The 26,342-nt window shown below is 58.5% G+C and carries 19 protein-coding genes and 1 tRNA gene; 6 read left to right on the top strand and 14 right to left on the bottom strand.

The window, feature by feature from the left end; translation table 11 throughout:
• Nucleotides 1-16 precede the first annotated feature (16 nt).
• Nucleotides 17-607, bottom strand: coding sequence for a TetR/AcrR family transcriptional regulator (locus K3727_13275; GenBank protein UWQ89781.1), 591 nt, complete (start codon nucleotides 605-607; stop codon nucleotides 17-19).
• 150 nt (nucleotides 608-757) lie between these two features.
• Here K3727_13275 and K3727_13280 point away from each other — a divergent pair, with 150 nt between their 5' ends.
• The 5 genes from K3727_13280 to K3727_13300 all read left to right on the top strand — a co-directional run bounded on the left by K3727_13280 (nucleotide 758) and on the right by K3727_13300 (nucleotide 5,568).
• Nucleotides 758-967: a hypothetical protein gene (locus K3727_13280; GenBank protein ID UWQ93374.1), complete on the top strand. Its 210-nt coding sequence runs from the start codon at nucleotides 758-760 to the stop codon at nucleotides 965-967.
• Nucleotides 968-1,145: 178 nt separating this feature from the next.
• The gene (locus tag K3727_13285; GenBank protein ID UWQ89782.1) at nucleotides 1,146-2,432 is read left to right on the top strand and encodes a homoserine dehydrogenase; all 1,287 of its coding nucleotides are present in this window, start codon (nucleotides 1,146-1,148) and stop codon (nucleotides 2,430-2,432) included.
• Between the two features lie 146 nt (nucleotides 2,433-2,578).
• Complete coding sequence (gene glpX, locus K3727_13290; protein ID UWQ89783.1) at nucleotides 2,579-3,541, top strand: class II fructose-bisphosphatase; 963 nt, start codon at nucleotides 2,579-2,581, stop codon at nucleotides 3,539-3,541.
• 121 nt (nucleotides 3,542-3,662) lie between these two features.
• On the top strand, nucleotides 3,663-5,405 hold the full coding sequence (gene recJ, locus K3727_13295) for a single-stranded-DNA-specific exonuclease RecJ (GenBank protein ID UWQ89784.1): 1,743 nt from the start codon (nucleotides 3,663-3,665) through the stop codon (nucleotides 5,403-5,405).
• An 88-nt stretch (nucleotides 5,406-5,493) separates the two neighbouring features.
• Nucleotides 5,494-5,568 (top strand) — tRNA-Glu (locus K3727_13300).
• 464 nt (nucleotides 5,569-6,032) lie between these two features.
• Here the strand turns inward: K3727_13300 and K3727_13305 are convergent.
• From K3727_13305 to K3727_13340, 8 genes are all read right to left on the bottom strand, one after another.
• Nucleotides 6,033-7,553, bottom strand: a complete 1,521-nt coding sequence (locus K3727_13305) for a M81 family metallopeptidase (protein UWQ89785.1) — start codon at nucleotides 7,551-7,553, stop codon at nucleotides 6,033-6,035.
• On the bottom strand, nucleotides 7,550-9,196 hold the full coding sequence (locus K3727_13310) for an amidohydrolase (GenBank protein UWQ89786.1): 1,647 nt from the start codon (nucleotides 9,194-9,196) through the stop codon (nucleotides 7,550-7,552). The genes K3727_13305 and K3727_13310 overlap by 4 nt, the downstream gene beginning before the upstream one ends.
• 130 nt (nucleotides 9,197-9,326) lie before the next feature.
• Nucleotides 9,327-10,268, bottom strand: a complete 942-nt coding sequence (locus K3727_13315) for an ABC transporter ATP-binding protein (GenBank protein UWQ89787.1) — start codon at nucleotides 10,266-10,268, stop codon at nucleotides 9,327-9,329.
• Entirely contained in the window at nucleotides 10,265-11,242 is a 978-nt protein-coding gene (locus K3727_13320) for an ABC transporter ATP-binding protein (GenBank protein UWQ89788.1), read from the bottom strand. The genes K3727_13315 and K3727_13320 overlap by 4 nt, the downstream gene beginning before the upstream one ends.
• Nucleotides 11,239-12,117 (bottom strand): ABC transporter permease, encoded by an 879-nt coding sequence (locus K3727_13325; protein ID UWQ89789.1) that lies wholly within the window; start codon nucleotides 12,115-12,117, stop codon nucleotides 11,239-11,241. The genes K3727_13320 and K3727_13325 overlap by 4 nt, the downstream gene beginning before the upstream one ends.
• Before the next feature lie 11 nt (nucleotides 12,118-12,128).
• On the bottom strand, nucleotides 12,129-13,067 hold the full coding sequence (locus K3727_13330; protein UWQ89790.1) for an ABC transporter permease: 939 nt from the start codon (nucleotides 13,065-13,067) through the stop codon (nucleotides 12,129-12,131).
• A 78-nt stretch (nucleotides 13,068-13,145) separates the two neighbouring features.
• Nucleotides 13,146-14,708, bottom strand: a complete 1,563-nt coding sequence (locus tag K3727_13335; GenBank protein ID UWQ89791.1) for a peptide ABC transporter substrate-binding protein — start codon at nucleotides 14,706-14,708, stop codon at nucleotides 13,146-13,148.
• A gap of 21 nt (nucleotides 14,709-14,729) precedes the next feature.
• A complete protein-coding gene (locus tag K3727_13340; GenBank protein UWQ89792.1) occupies nucleotides 14,730-16,715 on the bottom strand; it encodes a CocE/NonD family hydrolase in 1,986 nt (661 codons plus the stop codon).
• A 98-nt stretch (nucleotides 16,716-16,813) separates the two neighbouring features.
• Between K3727_13340 and K3727_13345 the strand changes: the two genes are divergently transcribed.
• The gene (locus K3727_13345; GenBank protein UWQ89793.1) at nucleotides 16,814-17,611 is read left to right on the top strand and encodes a helix-turn-helix transcriptional regulator; all 798 of its coding nucleotides are present in this window, start codon (nucleotides 16,814-16,816) and stop codon (nucleotides 17,609-17,611) included.
• A 264-nt stretch (nucleotides 17,612-17,875) separates the two neighbouring features.
• Here the strand turns inward: K3727_13345 and K3727_13350 are convergent, their stop codons facing one another.
• From K3727_13350 to K3727_13370, 5 genes are all read right to left on the bottom strand, one after another.
• Complete coding sequence (locus K3727_13350) at nucleotides 17,876-20,878, bottom strand: tetratricopeptide repeat protein (protein ID UWQ89794.1); 3,003 nt, start codon at nucleotides 20,876-20,878, stop codon at nucleotides 17,876-17,878.
• Nucleotides 20,879-21,106: 228 nt separating this feature from the next.
• Nucleotides 21,107-21,658 (bottom strand): hypothetical protein, encoded by a 552-nt coding sequence (locus K3727_13355; GenBank protein ID UWQ89795.1) that lies wholly within the window; start codon nucleotides 21,656-21,658, stop codon nucleotides 21,107-21,109.
• A 192-nt stretch (nucleotides 21,659-21,850) separates the two neighbouring features.
• Complete coding sequence (locus K3727_13360) at nucleotides 21,851-22,243, bottom strand: DUF302 domain-containing protein (protein UWQ89796.1); 393 nt, start codon at nucleotides 22,241-22,243, stop codon at nucleotides 21,851-21,853.
• Between the two features lie 203 nt (nucleotides 22,244-22,446).
• Nucleotides 22,447-25,056, bottom strand: coding sequence for an AAA family ATPase (locus K3727_13365; protein ID UWQ89797.1), 2,610 nt, complete (start codon nucleotides 25,054-25,056; stop codon nucleotides 22,447-22,449).
• A 3-nt stretch (nucleotides 25,057-25,059) separates the two neighbouring features.
• Nucleotides 25,060-26,187: a DNA repair exonuclease gene (locus K3727_13370; GenBank protein UWQ89798.1), complete on the bottom strand. Its 1,128-nt coding sequence runs from the start codon at nucleotides 26,185-26,187 to the stop codon at nucleotides 25,060-25,062.
• Nucleotides 26,188-26,342: the final 155 nt, after the last annotated feature.

Consider the following 26,342-nt stretch of genomic DNA (forward strand, 5'->3'; position numbering starts at 1 on the left):
GGTGCGCCCCGGACGTTCAGTTCGGGGCGACCACCTTGTGCACCATGTCCCAATAGATCGCTTCGACCTGATCCAGCGACAAACGCCCGCCCGCCCGATACCAGGTATTGACCCCGTTCAGCATCGCGATCACCGCCAAGGTGGCGATTTTTGTGTCGGGCACATGGAACACACCCTGATCGACCCCCGCCTTCAGGATCATCTCCAACGCGTCTTCATATTGACCACGCAGGGTTTCGATTTCTGTGAAATTCTCCGGCGACAGGTTGCGCAGCTCCATATAGGCGATGAACACCGCGTCCGCGCGTTCCAAATGGAACCGGATGTGAAACCCCGTGAACACGCGCAGTTGCTCCATCGCATCCACCGGCAGATCCTGACCGCGCCACGTGGCAAGAAGGTCCTGCATGTGGCCCCGCATCAGCCCAAACAACATGCTTTGTTTGTCGGGCGTGTAATTGTACAATGCGCCCGCTTGCACACCGACCTCTTTGGCGATCTGGCGCATGGATACCGCGGCATAGCCATGCTGAGCAAACAACCTGAGCGCCGCTGTCTGGATACGCGGTCCGGTTATATCGGAGTGGGAACCTTGGGTACGTGCCATGGCGTCACGCTATCTGAACAGATGTTCAGAAAAAACCCCTGCTTGCGCCTTTTGTCTCAAAAGGGCATCAAGATCCCGAGAAACGAGGAAACAAACGTCATGCATTCTGGTCGCCTGCCCGCCACTTTGGTGCTTGCCTGCACTGTTGCCATGATCGGATGCACCCGCGTGCCCGAAATCGAAGAACGGGTTTCCGACGACATGAGAAATGCCGATTATCCTGAATTGGTGACACTGGACAGCGCGCTGGAAACGCTTCCGCGCCCAAACCAGGCCGGGCAGGAATTGGAACAGGCTCTAGCGGCACGCAGTGCCCGATTACAGCGACGCGCCGATCAGCTGCGCAGCACGACCCAATAAACGCCTGATGATCTCCCGTTGACTTCTTATGGCCACGGTTGCTGAAAAATCGCGGTTTCCCACCCCCAGCCTCGACCCGCGACATTGCACCCATGCGTCGAACCCGCTAAGGCGGTTCCAAGACCCGGTTCAGGCCGAATACGGTCCCCTAATCAACTACTCATAAGGACTTTCCACCATGTCTCAGCCCCTTCGTCTTGGTATTGCAGGTTTGGGCACGGTCGGCGTCGGCGTCGTCAAGATTGTCCGCCGTCAGGCTGCCATGCTGGAGGCCCGAACTGGCCGGTCCGTTCAAATTGTGGCGGTGAGCGCCCGCGACGCCTCCAAGGACCGCGGCGTGGGTCTGGGCGGATATGCCTGGGAAACCGACCCGGTCGCACTGGCCAAACGTGATGACATCGACGTGTTCGTCGAACTGATGGGGGGCCACGAAGGCGCGGCCAAGGACGCGACCGAGGCCGCATTGGCAACCGGCAAGGATGTGGTCACCGCCAACAAGGCGTTGTTGGCCCATCATGGCCAGGCGTTGGCCGAACAGGCCGAAGCTGCTGGCCGGGTGATCCGGTTCGAAGCCGCCGTCGCCGGTGGCATCCCTGTGATCAAATCCCTGACCGAAGGGCTGGCAGGGAACGAAATAACCCGCGTCATGGGCGTGATGAATGGCACCTGCAACTATATCCTCACCCGGATGCAGGACGCGGGTCTGCCCTATGACGACGTATTCGAAGAAGCCAACCAACTCGGCTATCTCGAAGCCGATCCGACACTGGACGTTGGCGGCATTGACGCAGGGCACAAGCTGTCGCTGCTGTCGTCGATCGCATTTGGTTCCAAGGTGAACTTTGACGGGGTCGAGCTGGAAGGCATCCAGAGGATTTCGATCGAAGACATCGACCAGGCTGCCAGCATGGGTTTCAAGATCAAACTGCTGGGCGTGGCGCAGTTGTCGGGCCGTGGCCTGGAACAGCGCATGTCGCCATGTCTGGTGCCCGCCGACAGCCCGCTGGGTCAGCTGAAGGGCGGCACCAACATGGTGGTGATCGAAGGCGACGCAGTGGAACAGATTGTTCTACGCGGACCAGGTGCCGGCGAAGGCCCCACCGCCAGTGCCGTGATGGGTGACATCTGCGACCTTGCGCGCGGGTTTCGGGTCGCGACCTTTGGTCAGCCCGCCGAAACGCTCAAGGACATCGAAGCTGCCAGTTCGAACTCCCCTGCTCCCTATTATGTCCGTCTGCTGCTAGAAGATCGCCCCGGTGCCATGGCCAAAGTCGCCACCGCCCTGGGAGATGCAGGTGTCAGCATCGACCGGATGCGTCAGACCCAGCACGACGACCAGCAGGCCCCTGTGATCATCGTCACCCACAAGACCCAACGTCGCGATCTGGACGCGGCGCTGGAAGCCATGCACGGCACCGGCGTCATGGCCGGCGACCCTGTGGCCCTGCGGATCGAAACCGTCTGACCGCGCAATATTCCCTGTGGCAGGCTGGTTTCTGCCACAGGAACCGTCATTTCACCGCGTGAACCATCAGTTTTGCGCAAACATGCTTGAGAATCCCGGCCCGCTTGCGCTAGAGGGGCTGGAACCCAATCTGCAAGGACTTTTCTATGTCTCCCCAAGCCGAATTTCATGACCGCATGCTTTCTCTTGGCCTGGCCCGTGTGGCTGAACAGGCTGCCCTGGCATCTGCCAAACTGGTGGGGCGTGGAGACGAGAAAGCCGCCGATCAGGCCGCGGTCAACGCCATGCGCGAACAGTTGAACCTGCTGGACATCGCAGGAGTCGTGGTCATCGGCGAAGGCGAACGGGACGAAGCACCGATGCTGTTCATCGGCGAAGAAGTGGGCACCGGCAACGGTCCCGGCGTCGATATCGCCCTGGACCCGCTGGAAGGCACCACGCTGACCGCCAAGGACATGCCCAATGCGCTGACCGTCATCGCCATGGGCCCACGCGGGTCGATGTTGCACGCGCCGGACACCTATATGGACAAACTGGCCATCGGCCCCGGTTATGCCGACGGCGTCGTATCCTTGGACATGACGCCCGCCGAACGGGTTCAGGCGCTGGCCGCGGCCAAGGGGTGTGACGCCTCGGACATCACCGTCTGTATTCTGGAACGCCCCCGCCACGAAGAAATGATCGCCGAAGTGCGCTCTACGGGTGCCGCAATCCGCCTGATCACCGATGGCGACGTCGCAGGCGTCATGCACTGCGCCGAAAGCGATGTGACCGGCATCGACATGTACATGGGCCAAGGCGGCGCACCTGAAGGTGTTCTGGCTGCGGCAGCGCTGAAATGCATGGGCGGGCAGATCTATTGCCGCCTGGTGTTCCGCAATGACGACGAACGCGGCCGTGCCGCCAAGGCCGGGATCACCGACCTGGACCGGATTTATTCGCGCGACGAAATGGTCACCCAGGATGTGATCTTTGCCGCGACCGGTGTCACCGGCGGTACCTTGGTGCCTGGCATCAAACGCGAACCCGGATGGGTGGAGACCACCACATTGCTGATGCGTTCAAAAACCGGATCCGTGCGTCGCATGAGCTATCGCACACCGGTTTGATCCCTGATCACGCGGGAAAGCGGCTTGCGCCGCTGCCTCTGGCAGGGATATTTTTGGCCAGATGAAGGGTCGGATCCGCGAGAGGGTCCGGCCTTTTTACGATGCGGATGGGGGAGCAGGCATGAGTTTTCTAGGTGTGGAGCAATCGCTGAGTGGACGGCGATGGGTGGGACCGGGCGTGGATGTCGAACGGGCGGCCGAAGCCATGGTACAGCAGACCACCCTGCCTCAGGCGGTGTGCCAGGTGCTGGCGCGTCGCGGCGTGCCTGCGATGGAAGCCCAGGGGTTCCTAACCCCGCAGCTCAAGGAGCTGCTGCCCGACCCACGTCGGATGAAAGACATGGACAAGGCCGCCGCGCGGTTCGTACAGGCGGTGCAGCGGCGCGAGCGCATTGCGGTATTTGCCGATTATGACGTGGATGGCGGCAGCTCGGCAGCGTTGTTGCTGGTGTGGCTGCGCGGCATGGGCCATTCCGCAACACTGTATGTGCCGGATCGGATCGACGAAGGGTACGGACCCAACGAGGTCGCAATGCAGGCTCTGGCGCGCGATCACGACCTGATCGTCTGTGTCGATTGCGGCACCTTGAGCCACGGGCCTATTGCCGCCGCCAAAGGCGCGGATGTGGTGGTGTTGGACCACCACCTGGGGGGAGAAACCCTGCCCGACTGTGTTGCGGTGGTGAACCCCAACCGTCAGGACGAAGATGGCGATCTTGGCTATTTCTGCGCTGCGGGCGTGGTGTTCCTGATGTTGGTCGAGGTCCGGCGTCAGATGCGCGAAGCAGGCTTGGGCACTGGTCCGGACCTGATGGCGCTGTTGGATCTGGTGGCGTTGGCCACGGTGGCCGATGTGGCCCCTTTGATTGGGGCCAACCGGGCGCTGGTCCGTCAGGGGCTGAAAGTGATGGCTGCCCGGCAACGACCTGGTCTGGTGGCGCTGGCGGATGTGTCGCGCATGGATTCCAGCCCCAGCCCCTATCATCTCGGGTTCCTGCTGGGCCCCCGGGTGAACGCCGGCGGGCGCATCGGCAAGGCCGATCTGGGCGCGCGATTGCTGGCCTGTGACAACCCGCATGAAGCCGCCGCCATGGCGGAACGGCTGGACCAGCTGAACACCGAACGGCGCGAGATCGAAAACGCAGTGCGCGCCGCCGCTATGGAACAGGCCGAAGAGCGCGGTCTGGACGCCCCTTTGGTCTGGGCTGCTGGCGAAGGTTGGCACCCTGGCGTTGTCGGCATCGTGGCCTCGCGGCTCAAGGAAGCCGCCAACCGCCCCGCCATCGTCATCGGTCTGGATGGGACCGAAGGCAAAGGGTCCGGCCGTTCGGTCAGCGGCATCGACCTGGGGGCTGCCATCCAACGCATGGCCAACGACGGTCTGTTGCTAAAGGGAGGCGGTCACAAGATGGCCGCAGGGTTGACCGTGGCACGCGACCAATTGGAACCGGCGATGGCGCGCCTGACGGAATTGCTGGCCAAACAGGGCGCAGATACATTGGGCGCTGCTGATCTGAAGCTGGACGGGGTGATCATGCCCCGTGCTGCAACAATTGATCTGATCGAACAGATCGAACAGGCAGGCCCTTTTGGTGCCGGGGCACCTGCGCCGCGCTATGCGTTGCCTTCGTTGTCGGTGCGTTTTGCCAAGCGTGTGGGCGAAAGCCATCTCAAGCTCAGCCTCGCAGACGGGACAGGCGGCGGGATTGATGCCATTGCGTTCGGTGCCTTTGACACAGCGTTGGGTCCACGGCTCATCGACCATGGTGGTGCCCGGTTTCATTTTGCCGGGCGCATGGAAATCAACACTTGGGGGGGGCGTCAAACCGTGCAACTGCGGCTGGATGATGCGGCACCGGCCTGATGCGGACCGCTTTCAAATTATTTGGATCCAAACTCACTTTTTGCCTTGCGGCACAGACTTGGATTGCCTAAAGAACCGCACACACAGTGGCCCGTTCGTCTATCGGTTAGGACGCCAGGTTTTCAACCTGGAAAGAGGGGTTCGATTCCCCTACGGGCTGCCACTTCTCCCCTGAGTGTTATAATTCTGTAGAGCTGCTCTTGGGACGTGCCCCATGTTTCTGAGGCCGACTGACACCTGCGCCTAAATTGGCATTTCTCGGACATTCTGCAGCTTGCAGCCCAAGCTGCGCGCGCACGATCTATTTGGTGCAGATAGCGTTGGGTGTCATCGCTGTACGACAGCCTGGGCACCACGTCCGAGATGGGACCACCCTGCCCGCCTGCCCGGCGATCTCATTGGCGCATGCGGTCTGACTCTCATGTCGGGATCTGAGGGATTTTTGAACCTCCCTGCCTCTGGCATTTGCCAGAGATGGCGACGAATTGTGAATGGGTCTGTCCGCCCGTTGGCGCAGACACCTATATGGCTGCGCCAATTGCGGGTGTTGGCACCGTTCCGGCGTGCGGCGTCGCTGTTCGCCAAACCGGCCGATTGCGCGCAAAGCAGCACTGAGGAACAGCCTCATCACGTCTGTGCGAAAACATCGCGACCTGGGCTTGCCTTGATCAACGACACCTGTTCACGGAGGTTTTCGTATGACACCTGATCCAACCGACACGGGTGAAGGCCCGGTGACGCAACCAGAAGCGTCGCCTGTGCGATAGGGTCGAAATCGGCGCGAAAGTGAGCCGTGCTTTTTACGACGATCAGACGTGCGTCCGATAAATCCAGCCCAAAGTGTTCGAGCAATGCGCAGTCAAGACATTGAAACCTTTGTTCGGAGACGACTACAAAAATCGCATTGGAAGGTCCGACAATTTTCAACAGCGCCGAACGTCCGATGTCGACGGCAATTCCCTTGTACATTTCACCGGTGCAAAGGATGGGAACATCAGACAAACGTACAACCTCGAAGGTTGCTGTCTTGCGGGTCAGTCCCGGAATTTGAGTGTTTTGACCAATAACATGGTCAAAGTGGTCTCCAACTCCAGCTGACCAAGCCTTTTGGATACAGGCCGGATCGGCAAAAATACCCATGACAGCCGGAGCAAGATCCAGTTCAATCAGCGCCTGCAACAGGCCGGTTGTGTCGCTGGTCCCGCCTGCGCCGGGGTTGTCTTGGACGTCGGCCAGCACCACCGGGCGTGCGGATGTCTGCAACAATTCGGCCCCTTTCTGGATCGCCTGGCGTTCCGAAAGCAAGCTTTTGGTCAGTTGCTGCTCTGCTTCAAGAAACCGGCCCAAAAGAATGTCTGCGGCCTGCTGGGCTGCGGGTTCTTTGGTGCAATAGGCCAAAACAGATGGACCGCAGTTGGGAATGTCAGCGGCCGGAAACCCGGATGCGGCATCCGCGCTGATCAGACCGGGCACCGGCAGATCATCAAACCCGGAAAAAATATGTGCGAACGGTTCCTGACCGGTTGCCTGATCCGAGAGCGGGATAAGAAATGGCACCTGCAAGAACGCTCTTGAAAAGGGGCGGCCCAGAGTCAGGCGCTGGCGCATCAGACGCGCGGCCCGAACACCGGTCTGCGCCATGTCGAGATGCGGATATTCCCGATAGATCGCAATAGCATCGCAGAGTTCGACAAAAGCAGGAGAGATATTGGCGTGAAAGTCGAGGGCCACCACCACCGGGATATCCCCGACCACCGCACGCACGCGGCGCAGGATTTCAAGTTCACCGTCAAAATGATCTTCGGCAACCATTGCACCGTGCAGATCCAGCAGCACGCCATCCAGTGGTGCGTGCTGTTTCAACCCGGCGCAGATTTCGCCACAGTACGTGTCAAAAGCGTCCCTGCAAACATGTCCAGCAGGTTCAGCGGCACACCATAGAATGGGGCGGAGATCAAAATCCTGCCCCTCCTGAATGAAGCCGCCGATTGCAATATTCAGACCAGGGAATACCTCTAAAATGTCCTGCCCACGGGTTGCAGCTGGCCAGCCATCGGCGCGCTCAAACTCGGAAACGGGTGTAAGATTTGGGTTGAACGTGTTGGTTTCATGTTGAAAACCGGCAATCGCAATCTTGACTCTGGTCATGCGCTGACTTTCTGATCGGATATTTGAGATGTCTGGAAAACCAATTGGCCACGGCGGATTGTCTGAACCAATTTTGTGTCAGCCAATTGTTCCGGTGCGGTCAAAGGATTGCGGGACAGGATGGCAAAATCAGCAAGTTTACCGACCTCGATCGAACCGCGCCTGTCTTCCTGAAACACCTGCCAGGCGGCATCAATTGTCTGTGCACGCAATGCAGACAGGACCGAGACTTTCTGGTCCGCGCCCAGTTGACGCCCCGACGCAGTCAGCCGATTGACCGCGCAGTGGGCCAAATGAATGGGCCGCGTGGGTGTCACCGATGCGTCATTGTGGATCGTATACCGCACCCCGTATTTTTCTGCGGACGCTGCCGGAGAAATTCGCATCGCACGATCAGGGCCCAGAAACGTGTCATAGTGGCGGTCGCCCCAGAAATGGATATGGGCCGAAAAGAAGCTGATCGTGACCCCCAGACGGACCATGCGCTCCAATTGGTCATCGCGCGTGGTCTGGCCATGGATCACTGTATGTCGGTGATCGCTTCGTGGATTTGCCGTTTGCGCGGCCTCGACAGCATCCAGAAACAGATCCAACCCGGCGTCGCCATTGCAGTGGCAGTGTATTTGAAACCCCATGTCATGCAGTTTCTTCACCTGAGCGTGATGCTCGTCGGCATCGACATAGGTCATCCCACAGGGCGCACCCGGATTGGCGGGCTTATGGTATGGCTCGGACAAAAACGCCGTTTGCAGCTGAAAGGCCCCGTCGGTGAACAGCTTGCGCGGGCCCAGGGTGAAGTGAGGATTGCCCGGCCATTGCGCCGCGTCCAGGTTCTGGCTGAACTGTGGTTCCATCTCTCCGACGGGCAGGATTTCTATGTCGATACCCGGATCGACATTTGCCGGAAGGGACGCAAAATGCGCGATCATATCGGGCGAGGACCAGGCGTTTTGTGCATAAGTGACGCCTTGCTCAAGATATTCGTCACGGCATGCGTCAAACCCCTGCCAGAAACGATCCCGGTCGATCAGGAAATTGGTATCCCCCATTGCGCCCATTGCAGAGATACCTTCGATCACCCCTGTCAGCGCCCCAGTTTCTGGATCCCGGCCAAATCGCCCGCCCACCGGATCAGACGTGTCTCGATTGACCCCATGCCGTTCGAGCGCCATCGAATTGGCAGTGCCATTATGGCCCGAAGCATGAAGCACCCAAATCGGATGATCTGTAGACACAGAATCCAACTCTGCGCGGGTTGGCATCCGCTGCTCCGCGATGGCCGTATTGTCAAACGATACCCCCATCACCCAATCTCCCGGCGGAGTTTCGGCCGTTTTCGCCCGCATTCGCTCCAATGCGGTGGCCATGTCTGGACAATCTCCGCGCGGCGCAGAGGCCAGATCGACCCGGAACAACCGAATGAATCCGGGATCGGGAAAATGCCCGTGCGGGTCGATAAAGGCCGGCAACATGGTCTTGCCCTGCAAATCGACCTCGGTCGCACCCGATGACAGCTGTGCGCGCAGGTCGGTTTCGGGACCTGTCGCAACGATGGTATCCGCCTCGGTCAAAACGGCTTCGACAACGTTGTTTTTATCATCCATCGTCAGGATAGGACCATTGAAATACAGTGTTTGGTTCATCTCAAATTACCCTTGTGAAACCGTATAGTCCGCCGCGGACGGTTCCATGTTGCGCCCGATGCGTTCTGTTGCATCCGGTGATCTTCTAAAGCAGTGCCAATAATCGGCACCATTTTTGGTTCATGGGTCTTCAAGCTGCTGCCCCCACGATGCGGGGGGTCAAACACCGGATGCCGTGGCCATTTTCAACCTCCCATTGGGGAACCTGGGTGCAGACTTCAGAGGCCATTGGGCAGCGTTCGCGGAACTCGCATCCCGACGGCCGTTTGATCAGGCTCGGAGGCTCGCCCTTCAACGCGATACGCTCCAGTCGCGCATCCGGGTCGGGTTCGGGGTTCGCGCTGAGCAGACAATGCGTGTATGGGTGGCGCGGATCGGCGAAAACCGTCTCGGACGGGCCTTCTTCGACCAGCCTTCCAAGGTAGAGAATCCCCATCCGATCAGCCACATGGCGTACCACATTCAGGTTATGGGTGATGATCACCATCGACAGACCAAGCCGTTCACGCAGATCATTGAGCAGGTTCAAAAGCTCACCCTGCACCGATACATCCAACCCGGCTGTGGGTTCATCAGCCAGGATCAGTTTTGGCTCCAGCGCCAGTGCCCGCGCAACACCAACACGACGCGCCTGTCCCCCCGACAGCTGATAAGGATAGCGATCCCCAAAATGCGACGGCAGATTGACCAGCTCCAGCAACCGTTTGGCTTCGGCATCCAGATCACGATCCTTCATCCCCTGAATGCGATAGGGTTCGGTGATCAGGTTGCGAATGGTCAGGCGCGGCGACAGTGATCCGACCGGATCCTGAAACATCATCGCAATGTCCTTGCGCAGAGGGCGAAAAGCACGTTCCGAAATGCCGCGAATTTCCTGCCCCATGAATTTGACCGATCCGGATTGCGCCGGGGCCAGCCCGGCAATGGCCCGGATCACCGTGGTCTTGCCCGACCCGCTTTCGCCAACCATTGCATAGGTCTGACCGGCCTCGACGTTAAAGCTGACACCGGCCAGAACATTGACGGGGCCGAAATTGGTTTTCAGGTCCTTGACCTCCAGGATCGGGCTCATGCGACTGCCTCCTCATGGTTCAACCAGCAGGCCGCAAAGTGCCCCTCTTTGAGTTTGGTCAACGCAGGTACTTGTGCACAGCGTTCATTGGCCTGTTCGCAACGATCGCGAAAGATGCACCCAGTCGGCAGATTGGCCAGATCGGGCACTTCACCGGGAATGGTGGGCAACACACGGGCACGGGTTTTGATGTGTCCAGGGTCACATTCGATCAAACGACGGGTGTAAGGATGCCTTGGGTGATGAAAGATCTCGCGCACATCGCCGCTTTCCACAACGGCACCCGCATACATCACCACCACCCGGTCACATAGTTCGGCAATCACACCCAGGTGGTGCGAGATGAACAGGATCGAACAGCCGAAGTCCTTTTGCAGATCTTGCAGGCGTTCAATGATTTGAACTTCCAGCGTGGCGTCCAATGCGGTGGTCGGCTCATCCGCGATCAACAGATCAGGCTCGCTCATCAACGCCATTGCAATGGCAATCCGCTGGCGCATCCCGCCGGAAAACTCGTGCGGAAATTGCTTTAGCCGCGCCTCTGGATCGGGTATGCCAACAGCCCCCAGCATTTTTGCCGCCAACGCAATTTTTTCCTGTTTCGAGATCTTTGCACGATGCTGGATATCCACCATCTGTTGCCCGATCGAGATCACGGGATTGTGGGTCTGCATCGGGTCTTGGAACACGATCGAGATGTCCGAGCCGCGCAGATCACGCATCTGACGTTCCGACTGTGTTAACAGGTCTTTCCCATGAAAGCGCACCTCGCCCTTGCGAAACCGGGTGTTCGGCGCGGTTAACCGCAGGATCGACGAAATCAGCGTGGATTTGCCACACCCACTTTCACCGACAATCCCAACAATTTCGCCTTTGCGCACATCAAAACTGATATTTCGCAGCGCCTTGAGATCCCCACGTGCGGTTTCATAATCCACACTCAGGTCGTCAATCTCCAAAAGTACGTCAGTCATCGCTGTTTCCTCAGTTTGGGATCGACCACGTCGCGCAGGCTTTCCCCCAGAAAGGTAAAACCAAGGGTCGCCAGAATGATCGGCAGGCCACCACCAATCACCAACCACGGGGTTTGCCGGATCAGCGCATAGCCATCTTTCAACAAGGCACCCCAGCTTGGCGTCGGAGGTTTCACGCCAAGGCCCAGAAACGACAGCCCGGCCTCAAGCGCGATTACAGTCGGGATGTCCATTGCCGCCAACACCGCCAGAACGCCAATGATATTGGGCAGCATATGCACCCCGAGAATGCGCTTCATGGTGGCCCCCATGGCCCGTTCGGCCAGTATGAATTCCGAATTGCGCAGAGTCAGAGTTTGGGTACGGGCCACCCGCCCATAGGTCGGGATCGACGTTGCCATGACCACAAACACCACGGTTTGCAGGCTTGGCCCCACCAGCGCCACAACGGCCAGGGCGAACATCACGGTTGGAAAGGACCGGATGGTGTCAAAAAACAGCATCAACAGGTTATCCAGCCATTTTGGCCCATAGCCCGCGATCATCCCCAGCGTGAGGCCAATGGCCATTGCGCCAAACACCGCGGGCAGTGCAACCTTCAATGCGACCCTGCCACCCATCACAACACGCGAAAATGTATCGCGCCCTAGCTGATCGGTGCCCAGAAAATGCGCCCAGGACGGCCCCTGCATCCGGTCCGGGATATTCATCGCAATCGGATCATAGGGCACAATCCAAGGTGCAAACAACGCGGCCAAAACAATGGCCCCAACGATGATCAACCCCATCAGACCCAGCGGCTCTCGTGCGACGCCAGTTATGATATTCATCAATTCAGAGCGTGGTTTTTGGGGTGTCGAAGTAATATCAGCCATGGTCCCCTCCCTCAGTTTTCGGTGCGGGCGCGCGGATCAAGCACCGCGTTGATGATGTCCGCCAGTGCGGTTGAAACAACAAACAAACCGGTCGAGACCAACACCGCCCCCATCACGATGGGATAGTTGCGGGTGGTGATGCTATCGATGACAAGTTTGCCCAGTCCTGGTCGTGCAAACACGATTTCGGTGAAGACAGCGCCGCTCAGAAGGAAGCCCATGCCAACACCAATCACGGTGACAACCGGCAAGATGGCTATCCGCAGCGCGTAGGCTCCAATGATACGCCGTTCGCTCAGACCAAAGGCGCGGGCGGTTCGGATGTGGCTTTCGCCCAGAACTTCCAGCATCGAAGCCCGAACCAGACGCGCCACATAGCCGACCCAGGACAACCCCATCGCAAAAGCGGGCAATACCAGATGATAGAGAACATCCCAGAACCCTTCGCCAGCGCCAATTGCAGGAAACCAGCGAAGATAAACGGCGAACAAAAGCAACGACAACAGGGCAACAACAAAGGCAGGAGCAGCCACGAAACTGACCGATAAAGTTGCCACAACGCGATCTGCCAGTGTGTTGGGATGCGCAGCCGCATAGGCACCAATCGCAACACCCAAAATGGCCGACCAGCCGATGGACAGGAAGATCAAGTGAAGTGTGTAGGGCAGCTGTTCGAAGACAATATCGGTAACGGAGCGCCCGGAAAAGACATCAACGCCCAGGTCGCCGCGCAGCAATCCACCATAGAACAGAGCCAGCTGCCGCCACATCGGTTGATCCAGAGCCAGTTCGGACGTCAATTTGGCCTGCAATTCCGGTGTGGCGCGCGGTCCCAGCATAATCTCGACAGGGTTGCCCGGCACAGCACGGATCATCAGGAACATGACAGTAACCGCCACGACCAAAATCAACGCCGCAAGCGCGAAGCGTTTGAGGGTGTAAGACAACATGTGCAGCCACCTTTGATTTGATAGTCAGTGCGGCGTGATCACCTGACTAGGGATGGTCACGCCGCGCCTGAGAGGAGATCAGGCTTTGTCAAAATACCGCAGGAGCGACAGGCCATCCGGCCGCAGCGCCGGCACCACATCGGCCGAGTGGATCACGGGCGTCGCCTCATGGGTGATGAACCGATAGGCTCCACTTTCTTCCATGATGCTCTGCGCCTGCTGGTACATTTCGTCCCGCTTGGCGGTATCGGTTTCGCGGAACGCTGCCTCGTGCAGAGCGTCATACTCGGGATTCTTGTGGCGCTCCCAGTTCCAGATACCGGCCTGCTCGGTGGTGAACCACGAGGTCGCGTAATAGGGGTCCGGGGTCATGGAATAGCGGTTGAGCACCAGCTGCAGGTTCTCATTGTCACCGCTGGCCCAAAACGCACCGGACTCCAACAGGTTGATCTCGACCGAGATACCAATCTGCGCCAGCGTGGCCTGAATGATCTGTGCAGTGGTCGCAAAGGTGGTTTTGTTCAGGACATCCAGTGTGAGCGACACATTGGTCTCTCCACTTTCGGCCAACAACGCTGCCGCCTTTTCAAAATTCGCCTCGGGCGGGATCCTTCCGGTTTTTCGATTGCCAGCCAATCCCGGAGCGATGATGCCTGTCGATGGTTCGACAGCGCCAAAATACGCCGCCTGGAGGATGCTTGGAACATCAATGGCGTGTTGGATCGCCTGGCGCAGTTTCTTGTTTTGCAGTTTGGGATGATCCATGTTCATGCCCAGCCAGACATAATACAGCGATGGGTTTTCGATCAGCGTACCGCCATTGGGGACACCGCCGCGATACCGTTCAACCGAGCCTAAAGAGACACGGGTAAAGTCGATCTCACCTGCTTCAAAAGCAATCTCGGCCGTGTTTTCATCATCAATCGGCAGGATTTCGATTGTGTCCCAAGCTGGCGCATCTCCCTTCCAGTCTGGGTTCCGCTTCAACACGGTTTTTGACTTTGGGCTCCAGCTGTCTCGAAGGTATGGGCCGGATTCGGCAACCGGGTCCGTCCCAATGATACCACCCGCCGCTTCCACGGCCTTTTTCGAAACGATATTGCCGGTCTGATATGGCAACGCGATGCTCCAGAGCGGGGCAAAGGGATCTTTCAGAACGATGGTGCCTTCACGCTCGCCAGTCACCTCGACATGGCTCAGCGTGCCCATATCCGGTTTGTTGGTTGCTTCTGTCGCGGGATCAATCACCCGTTCAAACGAGAATTTCACGTCTTCGGCCGTCATCGCGCCAAACCCGTTGGTAAAACCGATGTCATCACGCAGCGCAAATTTGATGTGGGTCGGGTCGACCTGTTCAATCATGCTGGCGGCATCCAATTGCCACCCCCATTCCCTGCCCGGTTTGTACTGGATCAGCTTGTTATAAGTGGCCGCCATGACCTCTTCTTCGTTCACTGACAGGATTTTTGCAGGATCCATGGTCTGCGTGTCGCCATAAGCCCGTATGCGCAGAACACCATCTGTGCCCGCAGCCGCCCGTGATCCAAAGCCCATCGGTACCGCCGTGACCGCGCCCAAAGCCGTCGCCCCTCGCAGAAAGGTCCGCCGCCCCATAGGGGCCTTTGTCCATTCGATTTTCATGTTATCCTCCCGTGGATTGGTTCAAAGAAGTCCGCGCGGGATGGTCTTTGACCAGTCCCGTGACAGAATTTCGGTTTTGCTCGCGCCTTCGGTGGCGCAGACTTTTCTGTGCAGATAGAAATTTGCCGCATCGCACGTCATGGTGTTCTCGGTGTCGATTTCGACCTGCCAATCGCCGCGCTCAAATGTGAAATTCCACTTTTCCCAAAAGCAGGCCGTGGCCGGGTCATCAGGATGAATGGAAACCTGCAGTGAGACATCGCTGCCGACGGCCAGGCCGTGATGCGGGTCGCGGGTTTTGCCAAAGTCATCCCGGGTCTCGCGCACAACCACGCCGTCCTCTCGGATAAACCGCTCGGACGTGCTGGTTGGGGCACGAAGCTCTTGGGTCTCGAGCTGTGGAAACTCTTGTACAGGTCCGGGGTTGGCTGGGGTGATCTCTGTCGCGACCTGCCGCACAGGTAGTTTCAGCTTGGTTTTTGCCAGATCCAGCGTGATCGCGGCCTGTTTTGGCGCAGGCCAGACAAGCGGCCAATAGCTGCTGGACAAGGCAAGCCGCAGCCGCTGCCCGACCCGCAAGTGATGCGCACATTCGTTCAGCTCTATCTGCGCAGTATACGTTTTCCCCGGCACGAGCGCCTCTGGGGTCTCGAAACTCTCATGGGCACTCAGGTTCAACGGCCGATAGCTGATACGGAACGATTGCCCGTCAGGTGCAACGTCACACAACCGTGCAACCAGCTGTGCAACGGGGCGATCAACAGTGAAGGAAAATTCGAATACGGCGCGGCCAAGAAGCTCAAGAGGATCTTGCAAAGGGGCTGTGTCGAAACAGACAGACAGCGCATCATCTTCTTGCTGATCACCGGCCAATTCGTTGTCATTACGCATGCCGGGGCAGAAATAGCCGCTGGCCTGGCCAATGTGCGCCAACGTAGAGACTGTCACCTGCCCCGCCTGAGGCTCATCCACCAACGCGCCCGTGTCCAAATACATGTTGCGAACAGAAATATTTGGCGACGGCCAATTCTGTTCTGCGATCCATCGGCCTCGGCGGGGGCTGTTGTGTTCAGTCGGCGGAAAATGCTCCTGCATGAACGCACGATAATCAGGCAGATCTTCAGCGCCGTTGAGCTCGCCCTTTAGCCAGCGATCAAACCAGCCGATCACCTCGGAATGGAAATCTGCGGGTGCCAATTTGGAAATATGCGCATAGCGATGCTCCCATGGCCCAATCATCGCCTTGGAGGCGGAATTCAGGTTCGCGACCAGAGCCGTCGGTGCATTGACATATGCGTCTGCCCAGCCCGTCATCCCCAGGACAGGTATTTTGATCGCAGACCAGTCTTCGCAGACCGATCCATGTTTCCAGAACGCGTCTCGGGTCGGATGGGCCAACCAATCGGCGGCCAGAAAAGGAGACTTGTCGAGCCTTTCGATCCACTCTTCCCGCCAGTCGGGGCGTAAAAGTGGATCAAGCGGGCGTGTTTGATAGGCAAACATCTGGCTTGACCAATTGATATTGTCGCTGAGCAGACAGCCCCCCATAAAGTGAATGTCGTCCGCGTATCGATCCACAGTCGAAGCAACGCTGATCACAGCCTTCAAGGCTTCGGGCTGACGGCTTGCCAACTGCAACCCGTTGAAACCGCCCCAGGAAATGCCAATGATGCCAACATTGCCATCGCTCCAGCCCTGATCCGCAATCCACGCTAGAACGTCTTCGCCATCGCTTAGCTCTTGCTCGGAATATTCATCATCGAACACCCCATCGCTATCGCCGGTTCCGGCAATATCCACCCGAACACAAACATATCCCGCGCGGGCAAAAACCGGATGGGTGGTTTCATCCCGCGGTGCCGTGCCATCGCGTTTGCGATACGGAAGATACTCCAAAATGGAGGGGAACGGCCCGTCCCCCTTGGGCATCCAGAGCCGCGCAGCCAGCCTTCGCCCGTCTGAGAGAGCGATCCATTGGTTTTCTATTATTTCGATTTGATCAGCCATGGCGCGAACATGGACAAAGCACTTGCCCCAAACAAGTTAGCGAGTATTGTGTTCCTTTAGCTACTTTTAGCTAAGGTGCAAAAAGGTGATAACGTCCGATGTCCCGAAATGAAATTTTTTCAAAAAATCTAAAACACCTCTGCGCCGAACGGGTTTCGATTGCGCAGATTTGTCGGGACATAGGAATCAACCAGCAGCAATTCAGCCGATATCTGAATGGTGCCGGCATGCCTTCTGCGCATAATCTGCGCAAAATCTGCCTGCACTTTGGTTTGCAGGAGCAGCATCTTTTTACGGACCCGGTTGAATTCATGGCGCAACGGCGCGAAGTGACCCGGAGTGCTTCGCCCGTTTCCCAGGACCCTTTTGCCCACGCCTTTCCGGGGGACATCGCCCGGTTGCGAAAATATATCGGGAGCTACCACATTCATTTCTTCACGCCTTCGTGGCCGGGCAACGTCATGGTGGGGTTCACGGAACTGTACGAACAGAGTGGGCAAGTGTTGGCCAGAACTGTTGAACGCGGAAAAAACCCGGAACACGGCACCATCAACCGGACGCGATATAACGGCAAGTCGAGCTATCTGGGGGGGCGCATTTTTGTGATGGAGTTTGAAAGCGACCAGGAAGGGTCAATCACCGAGACAGTGCTTTATCCGGCGCATCGCCAGCAACGCACCTATTTGCGTGGCATGACGCTGGGGCTTGCTTGGCGACCGCGCCGCTCGCCCTATGCATCCAGATCCATTTGGAAACGGATCGAGGCGTCACAGTCTCTCCGCAGCTCGCTCTCCAAATGCGGGATATATCCGATGGAACATCGTTTCATCACGCCAACTGTACGGGATTTTCTGCTCGAAAAGACACGAATGACTGGTGAGGTAAATGTTTCCTGACACCGGTTTGGTATAGAAGTCAGCTCAAGATAGGGAATTGGGAAACTGGGCTGAACCAGGTCCCACTTGCTCCGTGACGCGCATCTTCCCAGTTTTGGCAACCGCCGCGCCTGAAGGAGTCCCCACCGATATGATGACTTTATGGAGTGTCGCATCAAACATCAAAGGTCGGTCAAACCCAGCGTGATCACAGAGGGGCACCCGTTGCTGACCAAGACCCAAGCCGCGCTGAGACGTTGGAAGGGTTCAGACCGAAGTGGAGCGCTAGGTGGTGGGCAGCCCGGCAATCTCAAGGCCCGAAGCGATACGCTGCCAATCATCGGCGCACCGCCACATCCTTTTGAACCCGCCTGCCAGCGACGCAACGCTGTCCCTTTCCACGACTATGCCACGGCCAAGCAATTCCTGACGACGATGGGAAATGAACAATTTCAACGCCTCCCTGGCATCAATTTCGCGACCTGAATGGGCATAGGCAGCCACCAGAAAAGCATGGGCCAGCGAATTCAAGAGAGCTTCACCAATCAGAAACCCAACGGCCTGATCATAGTGACCGAGGTGGAAATGTATTTGTCCGAGGATCCAGTCCAGCGCTGGCGGGTGCAGCGGATCAAGGCGAACAGCTTCATCGACGACCTCCTGTGCCTTCTGAGGTTGTCCCAACAAGAGAAAGCCATACCCACACCAGGCCATGGATTCCGCTTCGTTGACGATCTGGGACAGCGTCTTTTGGAACTGCACATCGGCTTCGCTCCACAAACCGGCGCACAGATAGGCATAGCCAAGCTGGTCCTGAATAAAGACGTCATTGTTATCCAGTGACGCGCCCTTGCGGGCTATGGTCAACGCATGTTTGGGGGCATCATCGCCGGCTAGCCCCAACCACAAGTCCACCACATATGTATCTGCCAGATACATGTAGACCCGTGCATAGTTTGGATCCAACTCCAACGCCTTTTGGAACAGAATCCGGGCCTTGGCCGTGTCGGTCGCATTCAAACCATCCCGCAGCGCCTTGCCTTGCAGGAGGAGTTCATACGCCTTCATGTTTTCGGTTGGCTTTTGGGCGATGCGATCGGCCACATCGTGTTGAACCCGCCCCGGCAGCACCGCAATAATGGCCCGGGCGACTTCGTCCTGAACCGCAAAAATATCCTCAAGTTCACGGTCATAGCGATCGGCCCAGATGTGTTTTCCGGTGTCGGAATCGATCAGCTGCGCCGAGATGCGGACCCGGTTGCCGGACTTGCGCACGCTGCCTTCCAACAAATACTGAACCCCCAATTTTGACCCGATTTCGCTGGTTTCCAGGTTCTGCCCCTTGAAACTGAAGGACGAATTGCGCGCCACGATAAACAGCGTCCGAAATCTGGACAGCCCGGTAATGATATCTTCTGAAATCCCGTCACTGAAATAATCCTGCTCAGGGTCGCCGCTCATGTTGGTAAAGGGGAGAACCGCCACAGAGGGTTTGTCCCGCGTCGCATAGACCGGCGCGCGCGCGGCCTCGGCGGGCATCCCCGCCTTCAGAAGCCCCTGTCTGATACGGTCGCGATCCGCCGATCTGCGATACGACAGACCGTTGACATACGCCTCGACAGAGAACTTGGGCTCGAATTCAAAGATCCGGGCTATCGCGTCCGCGGCATCCGCTGGTCGCCCCAATTCGCCCAGGGCCGAAACGAGATTGACATAGGGTGCGAGATATCCGCTTTCGCGCTGCAAAGACTCGCGGTAACAGCTGACCGCTTCTTCGAGCCGGCCAGCAAGCCGATAGTTGTTCCCAAGGGCGCGCAGCAACCCGGGTCTGTAAACAGGCGACAGACGCATGGCTTTGCGGACCAATTCGGCACCGCGTTCAGGGTATCCCGATTTTCGCATTACGGCCGAGGCGACCCCGCCCAGGATTTCGGCATTGTTGGGGGCCAAAGCAATCGCTGTTTCGGTCAACTCCATCGCCTTGTCATGATCGCCAGCGTTCAGATGGGCCAGCGCAAGAATGGCGTGGGCTTCGGCGCAATCGCGATCCAAGGCAAGTGCCCGATGCGCACAGTCAAAGGTCAATGCCTGGGCCTCGTCGAACCTTTTCCTGTCGACAATGCCGCCCCCCACATCGGCCTCTCCGAAATAAAGCCATGCACGCATACACCAGGCAAACGCATAGTCTGGATCCAGGGTCAAAGCCCGATCTATACGTTCAATGGCCTTGGGTCGGTCCTGAACAGATCCGCTCAGAACAGCGTCTGTGGCCAAACGTGTGCATTCCCACGCCTCGAGATTGTCTGTACCCCTGGACCAGATGCGATGCTGCTCGCCTTCTCGCAACTCCACATCCATGGCCACGACAATCTCGCGGGTGATGTCGTCCTGCACGGCAAAGATGTCCTGCATTTTCCGATCATATCGTTCGGCCCACAGATGGAGCCCGCTGGTTGCATCTATGAGCTGGGCCGTGACCCGCACACGCCCTGCCGAACTGCGCACGCTGCCCTCCAACACATAGCGCACTCCCTGTTCGCGGCTGACCTGCTTCACATCGACCGCGCATCCTTTGTAAACAAAGGTCGAATTGCGCGCGACAACCAGCAATCTGCTGATCTTGGACAGCGCTGTGATTATGTCCTCTGTGATGCCGTCGGCAAAATGATCCTGTTCCGGATCGGAGCTCATGACAGTGAAAGGCAAAACCGCAATTGAGGGCAGTTCGGGAATGGTGAAATCCAATCCGATGGATTCCGCAAATGCCTTGGGTGTTTTTTGATATTGTTCGCGTTCGGACAGAATACGAAAGGCGTGAACTGGCTCAGAGATGTTTTTGACGGTCTGTTCACCTAGGTCCTCCCACACAAGCGGCAGGACATTGTGGACTTCACGATACACCCCTTCGGAAACACAGACACCACCCGGTTCGGCAAGACCTTCGAGCCGCGCGGCCATGTTTACGCCATTCCCAAAGATATCATCGTTCTGGATGATGATGTCGCCAAGATTGACGCCGATACGAAACTGAAATCCACCGCTGTGGTCAAGCAGCAGTGTCTGCCATGCCGTCGCACAGCTGACCGCATCCACAACGCTTGCGAATTCTGCCAGAATGCCGTCGCCCATCAGTTTCACGATCCGGCCATGATGCTCGGCAACCAGAGGGCGCAGCGTGGTTTCTATCAGGCTGGAGACCGCCAAAAGCGTCTTGGTCTCGTCACGTTCCATGAGCGTAGAATAGCCCACCAGATCAGCGGCAAGAATTGCTGCGAGTCTGCGTTCCAATGAGGCCCCTCCCAGCTTGTTACATAACGGTCATGCCCAAACGTACCCACAAATGGCACCGTCGTGGAACACAAAATCGAACCGCCCGCGGGTAATGTCACAGGAACGCGGCACACCCTGTGTTGATGCCACGGTCCAGTACAGCGACCACAGCCCCGGAAACCACGGGGCCTTCCGCCAAGTCAGTGCAGGAAGTCAGTGCAAGAGGTCAATGGCAAGGCCGTGCGCTCAGGCCCGGAATTCATCCATATCCACCTTGCGCCGTGCCATGGCGTGGAAGTTTTCCATGCTGAATTCCACCTGTTCGCCAGAGGTCCAGTCAAACAAAGACCGTTTGATCCGTGTCAGCGGTCCTTCATAGACATGGATCGCGCAACTTTGTTCATCCCCGTCCGCCGTTATCGCATGGATCGCCTCGGGCCCAAGACGCACGACATCCCCCGCCTGTACCAAGGTATTGCCGCCATGGCGCAGCTGACCAGGCTCGCGTTTATAGAGAACTTCGACCTCGGTGCCGCGATAAACGGCGATATGAACGCTCATACAATGTTCATGCGGCGCAAAAACGATGTCCGGTGCGTAGCGACAGGTCCAGATCGAACAGGTCTCGTCCTCGAACATCATCACTTCGTCTTCCTCCAGATCCGCGATGGCATCGGCCAGATCCTGTTTGCGGCTTTGACTGTCGGTCAAGAGTTCACGCAACGCCAAAGAACGCTCAGGAGATCCGGCGGCTTCCCGAATCTGGTGGACGAGGTCTTCCAGTATAGCCTGTGGCATGGTCATTTATCCCAATTTCGATGTCCGTCATCTTCCGATCCAAGACCAGAATGCCGAGGCATACTTGCCGATTTGCGACCCCTGCAACATCACGGCCAGCTCAACATGATCCGTTGCCAATGTTTTTCGGTAACCAACCCATCAGTGACACCGGATGTCTCAAGCCGCTGTCCTCACATGGGCCCAAGGGGCTCAATCCGTCAATGCCTGTGCCACACGTGCCAGCCGATCGTTTGCATCAACAACTAGCCCGGCAAGCGCAGGGTCGGCATTCCCCGTCCCACCTTGCATCAACTCTGCCGCATCCGGAAGACGCACCAGCGCGCCGGACGTGGTGTTTTCGACAACCACATTGCACGGAAGAAGAAGCCCGATCTCCGGGTTCGCCAGCAACGCCTGATGGGCCAGAACCGGGTTACAGGCCCCCAATATGGTATAGTTCCTGAATTCCACTCCCAGTTTCTCGGCCAACGTTTTATGCATGTCGATGCGGGTTATGACGCCGAACCCCTGTTCAGCCAGCGACGCTGTCACCTTGTCCAAAGCGTCTTCAAATGAACATGTCAATTTGATCTGTGCGTGCATATTCGGGTTCTCCCTTGTGGCATCTGTTTAAAAAGTTCTTCTATGCAATTTGGGGCGACCGGGGGCCACCCGTGCCGGTTCTCTGTCATTTGGAACAGAGCCCCCTGCACCATACCACCACTCAGCTGCTCTGCTCATGTGAACAATTGACGCTTGCCACACCCGTCACCCAATCGTCCCCATCAAAGATACGACAGGCAGCGTCACGCGGGTTCTGTCACGCGCCCAATGCTCAATACTTCGCCGCCCAAGGCCCGAAACGCACGCTGTCGGCAGGAAAACACAATAATCTGAAGATCTTGGGCCTGACGGGTCAAAGCATTGAACATCTGTTCGATCCGGTCATCATCCGTATAGACAATCGCATCATCCAGCACCACGGGAGCCGGGCGACCGTCAGCCGCCAGAATTTTGGCAAAGGCCAGACGCACCAGCAGAGAAATCTGCTCTTGTGTGCCGCCGGACAGAACGTCGAAATCCTCGGCGATTTCACGTCGGGTCAGGTGGGTGATCAGCCCGGTTTCGGCATCAATCACCGGATCCGCATCCGGCCAGATCATCCGCAAAAGTGGCAGCAATTCCCGATGTACTGCAGCGACATAATTTTCGCGCGACCTGTCTTGGGCTGTCTTCAGCGCCTGGTCCAGCCGTTGATTGACCGCAATTTCGAACTGGACTTGGTCCAGACGGCTCTGGGCCTGGGTCAGCTGTTCGTGGGTCAGGGCCAGCTCTTCTTCGACAGCGGCCGATGACAGCACCGAAATTCGAGTGTCGAGCGCCGCCCGTTCTTCTCTCAGACGGGCAATCGTCGTAGCGGCGGCATCGGCCACGGATTGCGCCCGTTTCATCGTTGCTTCGGCCCCGGCCAGATCCGGGGCGTCCTTTTGCAACTCGGCCAACGCCGCGCGGGCCGCCGCGGTCTCTTGCACCGCCTTTGTGGCCGCTTGCCGCAAATGGGCCAGCTGTGCCTCGGGGGCGTCGATACCTGCCAGCGCTGTCTCGGCACGCAACAGCCGTTCCTGTGCCGTTTGCAGCACCCCTTCGCTGCGGTTCAGCGTCTCGCGCCGGGTTTGATCCAGGCTTCGCGCGGCTTCCAGCGCTTCGGCTGCCGTGTCGCGGGCCCGACGGGCTGCTTGCTCCTCAGCTTCGGCAGTGGCGGCATCCGGGATTTCCTGATCAGGATCGACCGGTGCAGGCAGACCGGCGATTTCGGCGCGCAACTCTGCCAGTCCCTTGGGGGCCAAGGCTTTGAGGTCGGCCTGCGCCTCGCGCAGCCCGGCCTCTGCCAAGGCCCGCGCCGCATCCGAACACCGCGCACCGTCCACCGTCTCCTGCCCCAGTTGGTTCAATGCAGCAGCCACGGCGGTTTTGGCCTGTTCAACGCCGGTATCGTTCTCGGCTTCGGCCGGGTAAATGGACAATTGCCCAACCCCTGCTATGTCCAGATGAACGCCATCGGGCACCGCGTGGCGTTCGTCACCCGAGATCGGCGTTCCATCGCGCAGAACCTTGCCAGCTCCGCCTGCGGCGTAGGTCACAGAAAATGACGCTGCAGCATTGTCGCGGCTGCGTTGTGCCAGAACCAGGTCCGCAACCAACCGATCCAGGGCCTTCATATCCGCTGACGAAACTTCAATCGCGATTTCAGCCGTAAGGCCTTCGATCCGGTGCCGCAGCGTTTCGGCACTGGCCAGCCGGGACTGCAACTCCTTGCGTCGGATTTTCGCCGCCTGTGCCTGTTCGGCCCGCAGCGCCAGCCGTGTGGTTTGGGCGCTCAGATCCGCAGTCGCAGCGGCCGATTTATGGGACTGGCTGGCCGCATCAAACGCCTGCCGGGCCTCCTCGCAAAGCGCCCGCCCCGTCTCCACATCGGCCTGAGCCGCCGCCATCGAAGATTGCGCCTGCCCCTGTTCGGCGACCGCATCCTGCAACGCATCCATCTGTGCCGCACATCTTTCGGCTTGTGCCACCAGCCGGGCGACCAGACCATTGGCCAGCTGCACTTTCTGATCATGGGCCCTGGCCAAAGCCAGCCCCGCCTCTGCATTGCGCCGCAGATCGGCCCGGTCCTGATGTGCGGCCGGAGATTCCAGTTCGCCCAGTTCGCGCCGTACCTGGCGACGCCGATCCAGGTCATCCTGCAGGCGTCGTGCCTCGTCGGCCAACCGGTCACGTTCCTGTTGCAGATGGGCGACTTCTGTCTCGATTTTACCCAACCCGCCGCCAACCCTGGTCCGCCCGGTCCCGGTCAGGTGCAGATCCAGAAACGCCCGACACGCCTGACGCGCGGTTTCCATGCGCCGTCCCCCGGTCATGGCCTCGACCTCGCCTGCGACAGAGGTCATGATATCGCGGCGGGCCTGCTGCTCTTCACCACCGCTTTGCAGTTCGGTGACCCCCTGACGCACCCACAGCAACCCCGCAGGTCCCCCGTCCGCAGGGGCCTTGAGCAACGTCGACAACAGGGCTTCGGCCTCGGCCTTTTGCGCAGTCAGAACCCCATCGCGCCACAGTTTGGCATCCTTGCGGCTGGCGCTTGAGCTCCAGCATTTGCTCAGCCGCCAATGCGCCCCGTCGATGTCGAACCCAACGGTGACTTCGGGATCACCACCGACCCGGGGCACCAGCGGTTTCACAGTCTTGTCAAACGAACGATGGCTGACAAAAAACACCGCGTGCAATGCATCAAAGAAGGTGGATTTACCATGTTCATTGGGGGCGCTCAGAACATTCAGACCGGGGCCAATTCCGGTGATCGCGACCGGGTCAACAAACCGGCGTACATTCTTCAACTGGACCGAGGTAATCTTCATCTCTTACCCCTCCCGGACCAGCGACCACAGCCGGTTCAAAGCCGCCTGTGCCACCCGCATGTCGTCAGATGACCCACCCTGTCCCTGGGCCTCGAGATGCAATTCTTCGGCAGCAGCGCGCAAGGCACCACCCGTGGCGATCAGATCCAGATCCTCGGTCTCGTATTCGGTGGACAGATCGCCGTCACGCAGCCCCAAATGGGCATAATCCGGTCGGGCCTTGGCGATCTCTTCATCCAGCTGCCCCCGTTCGGCCATCCGCAAAAACCCACTGACCCGCACCTGCAACAGAATGTCCCGGCGTGCCGCGCGGTCGGCAGTCAGAATCCGCGCGCATTCTGCCGCGATGTCCATGCCCGGGCTCAGCCTCAGATCGGGTGCGCGCCATTCAAATCGCCCGACGTCCACCGGGGTAACGTCAGGTACCGCACCCGGACCATTCAATGTGACGGCCAAACAGACACCGCGCCCGTCGTGTTTGAACCTGTCCCGTTCAGGCGTACCACAATACCAGGTGCGATCCGTCACCCTGAGCTGGCCATGCCAATCCCCCATCGCCAAATAGTCCAGCCCGGCAGTCTCGGCCCGATCCGGTGCAATCACCGCCGATCCATCAAAATTCTCTCCAAAAGACACGACGCCCCCATGCGCCAACCCGATCCTCAGCGCATCCGGGGGCGTTTCGGCCCCAACCATCCAACCCGTCAGATCGCTCCCCGGAAACTGACGTGGCAACGGAGCAGGCAACAATTGCACCCCTTGGGCCATTTCCACTGGCGAGGGGTCGCGCAAAAGATGCACATTTTCACCTGTTTCCTGGTCGAACGCGCGCCACAGCTCCTCGGCGCGCAGGGAATCGTGATTGCCAGGTATGATCCACCATTGGATATCCTGCGCCGCGCTCATTGCGGTAGCGGCCTGTCTGCGCACTTCGGGCGACGGCCCGATTGTGTCAAACATATCTCCTGCTACCAGCACATGCGCCGCGCGGTGCGTGCGGGCCGCATCGGCCAAACGTCCAATCACTTCGTGGCGCGCTTCGATCAACCGCCCCCGCAGCGAATCCGGCAGGGTGCCAAAGCCCTTTCCCAAGTGCAGGTCAGACGTATGAATCAAACGAAATTCAGTCATCACATTCCTCGGAAACCTGCCACCCAACAGCGTGAAATGCTGCACTCTGACTCTGTCATCTGGCAGAGTATTGCAGAAGCCTCCAGGGCACACCAGACGAGGTTGCCCCGATTTCCTGTTTTCCTGACCAGACCCAGGATCTGAGGCCGTGTTTC

It is taken from the genome of Rhodobacteraceae bacterium M382 (assembly GCA_025141015.1).
Classification (GTDB): Bacteria; Pseudomonadota; Alphaproteobacteria; order Rhodobacterales; family Rhodobacteraceae; genus Aliisedimentitalea; species Aliisedimentitalea scapharcae.

Coding starts and splice junctions, on each gene's coding strand:
- K3727_13330 (UWQ89790.1), bottom strand. CDS start 13,067: ATGTTGTCTTACACCCTCAAACGCTTCGCGCTTGCGGCGTTGATTTTG.
- glpX (UWQ89783.1), top strand. CDS start 2,579: ATGTCTCCCCAAGCCGAATTTCATGACCGCATGCTTTCTCTTGGCCTG.
- K3727_13305 (UWQ89785.1), bottom strand. CDS start 7,553: ATGACCAGAGTCAAGATTGCGATTGCCGGTTTTCAACATGAAACCAAC.
- K3727_13325 (UWQ89789.1), bottom strand. CDS start 12,117: ATGGCTGATATTACTTCGACACCCCAAAAACCACGCTCTGAATTGATG.
- K3727_13340 (UWQ89792.1), bottom strand. CDS start 16,715: ATGGCTGATCAAATCGAAATAATAGAAAACCAATGGATCGCTCTCTCA.
- K3727_13275 (UWQ89781.1), bottom strand. CDS start 607: ATGGCACGTACCCAAGGTTCCCACTCCGATATAACCGGACCGCGTATC.
- K3727_13365 (UWQ89797.1), bottom strand. CDS start 25,056: ATGAAGATTACCTCGGTCCAGTTGAAGAATGTACGCCGGTTTGTTGAC.
- K3727_13280 (UWQ93374.1), top strand. CDS start 758: ATGATCGGATGCACCCGCGTGCCCGAAATCGAAGAACGGGTTTCCGAC.
- K3727_13370 (UWQ89798.1), bottom strand. CDS start 26,187: ATGACTGAATTTCGTTTGATTCATACGTCTGACCTGCACTTGGGAAAG.
- K3727_13315 (UWQ89787.1), bottom strand. CDS start 10,268: ATGAGCCCGATCCTGGAGGTCAAGGACCTGAAAACCAATTTCGGCCCC.
- K3727_13310 (UWQ89786.1), bottom strand. CDS start 9,196: ATGAACCAAACACTGTATTTCAATGGTCCTATCCTGACGATGGATGAT.
- recJ (UWQ89784.1), top strand. CDS start 3,663: ATGAGTTTTCTAGGTGTGGAGCAATCGCTGAGTGGACGGCGATGGGTG.
- K3727_13335 (UWQ89791.1), bottom strand. CDS start 14,708: ATGAAAATCGAATGGACAAAGGCCCCTATGGGGCGGCGGACCTTTCTG.
- K3727_13355 (UWQ89795.1), bottom strand. CDS start 21,658: ATGCCACAGGCTATACTGGAAGACCTCGTCCACCAGATTCGGGAAGCC.
- K3727_13360 (UWQ89796.1), bottom strand. CDS start 22,243: ATGCACGCACAGATCAAATTGACATGTTCATTTGAAGACGCTTTGGAC.
- K3727_13285 (UWQ89782.1), top strand. CDS start 1,146: ATGTCTCAGCCCCTTCGTCTTGGTATTGCAGGTTTGGGCACGGTCGGC.
- K3727_13345 (UWQ89793.1), top strand. CDS start 16,814: ATGTCCCGAAATGAAATTTTTTCAAAAAATCTAAAACACCTCTGCGCC.
- K3727_13320 (UWQ89788.1), bottom strand. CDS start 11,242: ATGACTGACGTACTTTTGGAGATTGACGACCTGAGTGTGGATTATGAA.